Origin of the sequence: uncultured Jatrophihabitans sp., assembly GCF_964246335.1 — a bacterium.
Taxonomy (GTDB): Bacteria; Actinomycetota; Actinomycetes; order Mycobacteriales; family Jatrophihabitantaceae; genus Jatrophihabitans.
Window position 1 is genome coordinate 260 of record NZ_CAXTQF010000109.1, and the last position, 5,932, is coordinate 6,191.

6 protein-coding genes are annotated in these 5,932 nt (G+C 72.3%); 3 read left to right on the forward strand and 3 right to left on the reverse strand.

Features of this window, described 5'->3' with window-relative positions:
* The first annotated feature begins 54 nt into the window (after positions 1 to 54).
* The gene (locus tag ACFFCN_RS18220) at positions 55 to 1,011 is read left to right on the forward strand and encodes an AAA family ATPase (protein ID WP_375493975.1); all 957 of its coding nucleotides are present in this window, start codon (positions 55 to 57) and stop codon (positions 1,009 to 1,011) included.
* A gap of 23 nt (positions 1,012 to 1,034) precedes the next feature.
* Positions 1,035 to 2,318: a DUF58 domain-containing protein gene (locus ACFFCN_RS18225; protein ID WP_375493977.1), complete on the forward strand. Its 1,284-nt coding sequence runs from the start codon at positions 1,035 to 1,037 to the stop codon at positions 2,316 to 2,318.
* 126 nt (positions 2,319 to 2,444) lie between these two features.
* On the opposite strand, the gene ACFFCN_RS18230 is transcribed toward ACFFCN_RS18225, so the two are convergent.
* Complete coding sequence (locus ACFFCN_RS18230) at positions 2,445 to 3,722, reverse strand: alpha-hydroxy-acid oxidizing protein (protein WP_375493979.1); 1,278 nt, start codon at positions 3,720 to 3,722, stop codon at positions 2,445 to 2,447.
* Positions 3,723 to 3,741: 19 nt separating this feature from the next.
* A complete protein-coding gene (locus tag ACFFCN_RS18235) occupies positions 3,742 to 4,737 on the reverse strand; it encodes a stage II sporulation protein M (RefSeq protein WP_375493981.1) in 996 nt (331 codons plus the stop codon).
* Positions 4,738 to 4,793: 56 nt separating this feature from the next.
* Here ACFFCN_RS18235 and ACFFCN_RS18240 point away from each other — a divergent pair, with 56 nt between their 5' ends.
* A complete protein-coding gene (locus ACFFCN_RS18240) occupies positions 4,794 to 5,648 on the forward strand; it encodes an RDD family protein (RefSeq protein WP_375493982.1) in 855 nt (284 codons plus the stop codon).
* A 6-nt stretch (positions 5,649 to 5,654) separates the two neighbouring features.
* On the opposite strand, the gene ACFFCN_RS18245 is transcribed toward ACFFCN_RS18240, so the two are convergent.
* Positions 5,655 to 5,932, reverse strand: a 278-nt coding sequence (locus ACFFCN_RS18245; protein WP_375493984.1) for an adenosylhomocysteinase, incomplete at its 5' end; no start/stop codon positions are given.

Consider the following 5,932-nt stretch of genomic DNA (forward strand, 5'->3'; position numbering starts at 1 on the left):
GCCTTGCGATGTTCGGACGTCCGGTTAAAGCGGCGCTTGGCGCGACCGTGATACATGGCGTTCTCCTTGCGGGTTACGGCCGCCGTGCCAAGGTACGGCCGCTCATTAAGGCGTCCCGCTCAGCAGGACGCCGCCGTCACCGGTCTGCTGATCGCCCTGCTGTGCCGTGGGCACGTGCTCGTCGAGGGCGTCCCCGGCGTGGCCAAGACACTGCTCGTACGCGCGCTCGCGCAGTCCCTCGACCTCACCACGACCCGCATCCAATTCACCGCGGACCTCATGCCCGGCGACGTCACGGGATCGCTGATCTACGACGTCAACGCGAGCACGTTCCGGTTCCGGGAAGGACCGGTGTTCACGAATCTGCTGCTCGCCGACGAGATCAACCGGACGCCCCCGAAGACGCAATCCGCGCTGCTGGAGGCGATGGAGGAGCGGCAGGTGTCGGTGGACGGCCGGCCGCATCCGCTGCCCGACCCGTTCTGTGTCATCGCCACCCAGAACCCCGTCGAGTACGAAGGCACCTACCCGCTGCCCGAGGCCCAGCTCGACCGCTTCCTGCTCAAGCTGACGATGCCGCTCCCCGACCGCGAATCCGAGGTACGCGTGCTCACCGCACACGCGCAAGGGTTCGACCCGCGCGACCTGGCCGGCGCCGGGCTCACCCGGGTCGCCGGCGCCGCCGACCTCACGGCGGCAACCGAAGCGGTGCGCCGGCTGCACGTCGACCCGGTCATCCTCGGCTACATCGTCGAGCTCGCCCGGGCGACGCGCCAGTCGTCGTCGGTGGCGCTGGGTGTGTCGCCGCGCGGCGCCACTGCTCTGCTCGCCACGTCGCGGGCCTGGGCCTGGTTGTCCGGCCGGGAGTTCGTGACGCCGGACGACGTGCAGTCGCTGGCCCGGCCCACGTTCCGGCACCGCATCCAGCTGCGGCCGGAGGCCGAGCTCGAGGGCACCACGCCGGACGGTGTGCTCGAGTCGGTGCTCGCCGCGGTGCCGGTGCCGCGCTGACCGTGCCGCGAGGTGGATGACTGATGGTGCTGTCCGGGCGGTTCGTCGCACTGGCGGCCGTCGGCGTGCTGTTCGCGTTGCTGTCCGCCGTGGCGCTGTACGTCTGGATCGCGGTCGTCGCCGTCGCGCTGCTGGCCGATCTCGCCGCCGCCGCGCGCGTCGCCGACCTGCGCGTGGAGCGGTCGGCGAGCGCGCCGGTGCGGTTGCACGAACGCGCCGAGTCGGAGCTGACGATCACCAACGCCGGCCGGCGCACGGCACGGCTCGCGGTGCGCGACGCCTGGGTGCCGTCGGCCGGCGCGCTCCGCGCTGCGTCGACCCTGCGCGTGCCACCCGGTGAGCGTCGACGGCGCACCACCACGCTCGTCCCGACACGGCGCGGCGAGCGGCGCAACGTCCTCGTCGCGCTGCGCTCCTGGGGACCGCTCGGGCTGGCTGCACGGCAACGCCAACTCGACGTGCCCGGCGCGGTCAAGGTGCTGCCCGCCTTCGGGTCGCGCCGGTTCCTGCCGGAGAAACTCTCCCGGTTGCGCCAGATCGACGGCGCGGTGCTGGTGCGCCAGCGCGGGCAGGGCAGCGAGTTCGACTCGCTGCGTACCTACGTGATCGGCGACGACGTGCGCTCGATCGACTGGCGCGCCACGGCGCGCTCGCGCGACCTCGTGGTGCGGACGTGGCGCCCGGAACGGGACCGGCACATCGTCCTCGCCGTCGACACCGGACGCGCGTCCGCGGCACGCGTGGGTGACGAGCCGCGGCTCGACGCCGCACTGGACGCGTGTCTGCTGCTCGGCGCCGTGGCGTCGCGCGCCGGTGACCGCGTCGCGCTCGTCGCCGCGGACGTCGAGGTGCGCGCCCGGCTCGGGCTCACGGGTGGCCGCGACGTGCTGCCACGCCTCGTCGGGGCGCTCACCCCGCTGGAGCCGGAACTGCTCGAGACCGATCCGCAGCTGCTGTGCACGCAGGTCCTGCGGCAGGTGTCGAAGCGCTCGCTGGTCGTGCTGTTCGGCGCGCTCGACACCGCGGCGGACACCGGCCTGCTGCCCGCGGCGCGCACATTGGTGACACGGCACGAGCTCGTGGTGGCGTCGGCGTCCGACCCGACACTCGGCGAACTCGCCGCGCGACGCGACACCTCCGCCGACGTCTACGTCGCGGCCGCGGTAGAGGTCGGCGCAAGCCGGCGCGCGCAGGTCATCGCGCAGCTGTCCGCGCTCGGTGCGCACGTCGTGGACGCGCCCGCCGACGTGCTGGCCTCGCGCGTCACGGACGTCTACCTCGACCTCAAAGCCGCCGGTCGCCTCTAACAACACGCGTCTCGCAGACCCCAACCCCTCAGCCTTTCGGTGATCAACAGTCGGTTCTGCGCACCCTGGTGCGCAGAACCGACTGTTGATCACCGGGGGGGTTTGGCCGTGGCTGGCACGTGCAGCTCACGCGCCGCGGCGGACCAGGGTGATGTCGCGCGCATCGGCGATCGACGTGCAGCCGGTCAGCCCGAGCGTGAGGTCGAGCTCGGCGAGCAGGTTGTGCAGCACGTCGCGGACGCCGGCCGGGCCGCCCGCCGCAAGGCCGTAGACCCACGGCCGGCCGACGAGCGCGGCGTCCGCGCCCAGCGCCACGGCCTTGAGCACGTCCGAGCCGGTGCGGATGCCGCTGTCGACGAGCACCTTGATCGCGCCGTCCACCGCGTCGACGACGCCGGGCAGCGCCTGCGCCGCGCCGATCGAGCCGTCGACCTGCCGACCGCCGTGCGTGCTCACGACCACGCCCTGCACGCCCGCGTCGACTGCGCGCCGCGCGTCGTCGGGATGCAGGACCCCCTTGAGCAGGATCGGCAGATCGGTGCGCTCGCGCAGCCACGCGAGGTCGTCCCACGTGATGGACGGCCGCGAGTAGGTCTCGAGGAACAACTCGACCGCCGCGCGCGGGATCGGCGAGCGCAGGTTGTCCAGGAAACCGCCCGGGTGTGCACGGCTGATGTCGATCAGCGTGCGCACCGCCGCCGGCGTCGGCCGTGGTTGCGGTCCGCTCGACGGACGCTTCGCCCGCTCTGCCGCCAGCCGTTGGAAGACCGGGTCGCTCGTGTACTGCGCGATCCCCCAGCCGTGCGCGAACGGCAGCGAACCCAGATCAAGATCCCGGTTGCGCCAGCCGAGCATCGTGGTGTCGAGTGTGACGACGATGGCCTGACAACCGCTCTTCTGCGCGCGGGCCAGGAAGCTCTCGACGAGCTCGTCGATCGTCGACCAGTACAGCTGGAACCAGCGCGGGCCGTCACCCATCACGGCGGCGCACTCCTCCATGGGTACCGACGCCTGGTTCGAGAAGATCATCGGGATGCCCAGCTCGGCGCACGCCTCGGCGGCGGCGAGGTCCGCGCGCCGGTGCGCCATCGACGCCACGCCCACCGGGGCGAGCAACACCGGCGCGGCAAGCTCGGTGCCGAACAGCTCGGAGCGGGTCGTGCGACGCGAGACGTCACGCAGCACGCGCGGCACGAGCTGCCACTGCGCCCACGCGTCGTCGTTGGCGCTCATGGTGCGCTCGCGGCCGGCCCCGCCGGCGATATAGGCGAACCCCGCGCGGGTCATCCCGCGCCGGGCCCGCGCGACCAGGTCGTCCCAACCCGTGGGCGTCGCCGGTCGCCTGCCGAACGTCCCGGCACGGTAGATGTCGCCCTGGCGGTCACGGCCGATCGATGAGGTCACAGGCAGATCATGCCGGGTCTCAGGCGCTCGGCAGTACGTGCTCCCGCTCGACGGGCTGCAGATCGCCGGTCGCGCCGACACGCACGCCACGCCGGCCGAGCAGGACCACGTAGCCGACGAATGCCACCTCGGCCACGGCGCCGATGCCGATGCGCGCCCACGTCGGCAGTCCGGACGGTGTCACGAACGCCTCGAGCGTGCCGGACACGAGCAGCACCCCCATCAATCCCACCGCGACGACGCCCGCCGCGCGGCCGGCCTGCGCGAGTGACTGCGCCCGCGGCAGGGCGCCGGGCGCGATCCACGCCCAGCCCGTCCGCAGGCCCAGGCCGGACGCGATGAACACCGCACTGAGCTCGAGCATGCCGTGCGGCAGCAGCAGGCCGAACAGGACCGTCCCCTTGCCCGCGCCGAGCATGATGCCGGCGACCAGCCCGAGGTTCACCGTGTTCTGCCACAGCACGTACAGCGTGCCGACGAGCGTCACGCCGAGAAAGATCGCCAGCGCGGACACGACGGTGTTGTTCAGCCACACCTGCAGACCGAACGCCTGCGCCGGGTGTGCGGAGTAGTAGTCGCGGAAGTCGTGGTCGACGAGCTGGCGGATCGCCTTCGACGGGAGCACGCGACGCACGCGGTCCGGATGCACCCGCAGCCACAGCATCATCGCGACGGAGATGCCCAGGCTGACGACCGCCGTGCCCACCGACCAGCGCCACGTGCGGTAGACGGTCGTCGGGAAGTCGACGAGGACGCCGCGCGCCAGCGCCGACCACCCGGACACCTGCGGCGCACCCACCGCCGCCGCCCGGCCACGGGACAGCAGTCGGGACAGCCGTAGGCGTAGCGCCGGGTCGGGCACCCGGGAGTGGACGATCGACAGGTCCGTGGCGGTCTCGCGGTAGAGCTGCACCAGTTCGTCGACCTCGGCGGTGTCGAGACGCCGGCGCCCGGACAGCTCAGCCAGGCGCCGCCAGCGCGCGTCGCGCTCGGCGACGAAGATGTCGATGTCCACGGTGGCGCAGAGTCTATTGACGGCGTGGCCGGGCCGCGCGATCTACAGTTCCCTGCGTGCAACCCACCGGCGCGCCAATCGTCTCCGGTGAGGGCGTGCGCCTCGTGCTTCCCCGCGCCGGCGTCGGGTCGCGCACCGTGGCCGCGGCGCTCGACGCCGCCATCGAACTGGCGGCGCTCTCGTTGTTGCTCGTGGTCGACGTACAACTCGCGCTCGGCAGTGATGCCGCGGCAGTTGTCGCGATCGTGATCGTCGAGGTCGCGCTCCTGCTGGCCGGCTACCCGATCCTGACGGAGTGGCTGACCCACGGCCGAACGGTCGGCAAGCTGGTCTTCGGGCTGCGCGTCGTACGCGACGACGGCGGCCCGATCGGCTTCCGCCAGGCACTCGTACGCGGCCTCGCCGGGCTCGTGCTCGAGAAGCCCGGACTGCTGTACCCGCTGACGACCATCGCCGGCGTATGGACGATGAGCCTCAGCAGCGAGGAGAAGCGCCTGGGCGACATGATGGCCGGCACCGTCGTGCTCAACGAGCGCGCCGGGCCCGCGCCTGTCGTGCCGCTCCCGACGTGGGTGCCGGTGCCGCTGCAGCCGTGGGTGCTGTCCCTGGACCTGCACCGCCTCGACGACCGGCTCGCGCTGAGCCTGCGTCAGTTCGTGACGCGCGCGCACGCGATGAGCGACGCCGGGCGCTACGCACTGGGCGAGCAGTTGCGCGAGCGCGTGCTCGCGGTGGTTTCGCCCCCGCCGCCGCAGTACGCACCGACGCCGCAGGTGCTGGTGAGCGTGCTGGTCGAGCGCCGCCGCCGCGCCTACGAAGCCGCGCAGCGCCAGCACCGGGCGGCACCGACGTACGTAACGCCGAACGGCCCGCCCCCCGGAGGGGACGGGCCGTTCCGCGTGCCTGGCTGAGCGCGCTCAGTAGCGGTAGTGCTCGGACTTGTACGGGCCGGCGACATCGACGCCGATGTACTCGGCCTGCTCCTTGCTCAGGATCGTCAGCTTCGCGCCGACGGCGTCGAGGTGCAGCCGCGCAACCTTCTCGTCGAGGTGCTTCGGCAGCGTCGTGACAGTCGGCTTGCCGTCCACGACGTACTTCTGCGGGTTCTTGTGGATCTCGATCTGCGCAATCGTCTGGTTCGCGAACGACGCGCTCATCACGAAGCTCGGGTGGCCGGTGGCGTTGCCCAGGTTCA

What these genes read in the sequence shown, in the direction of transcription:
- ACFFCN_RS18220 (WP_375493975.1), top strand. Translation starts at nt 55, where the DNA reads ATGGCGTTCTCCTTGCGGGTTACGGCCGCCGTGCCAAGGTACGGCCGC.
- ACFFCN_RS18225 (WP_375493977.1), top strand. Translation starts at nt 1,035, where the DNA reads ATGGTGCTGTCCGGGCGGTTCGTCGCACTGGCGGCCGTCGGCGTGCTG.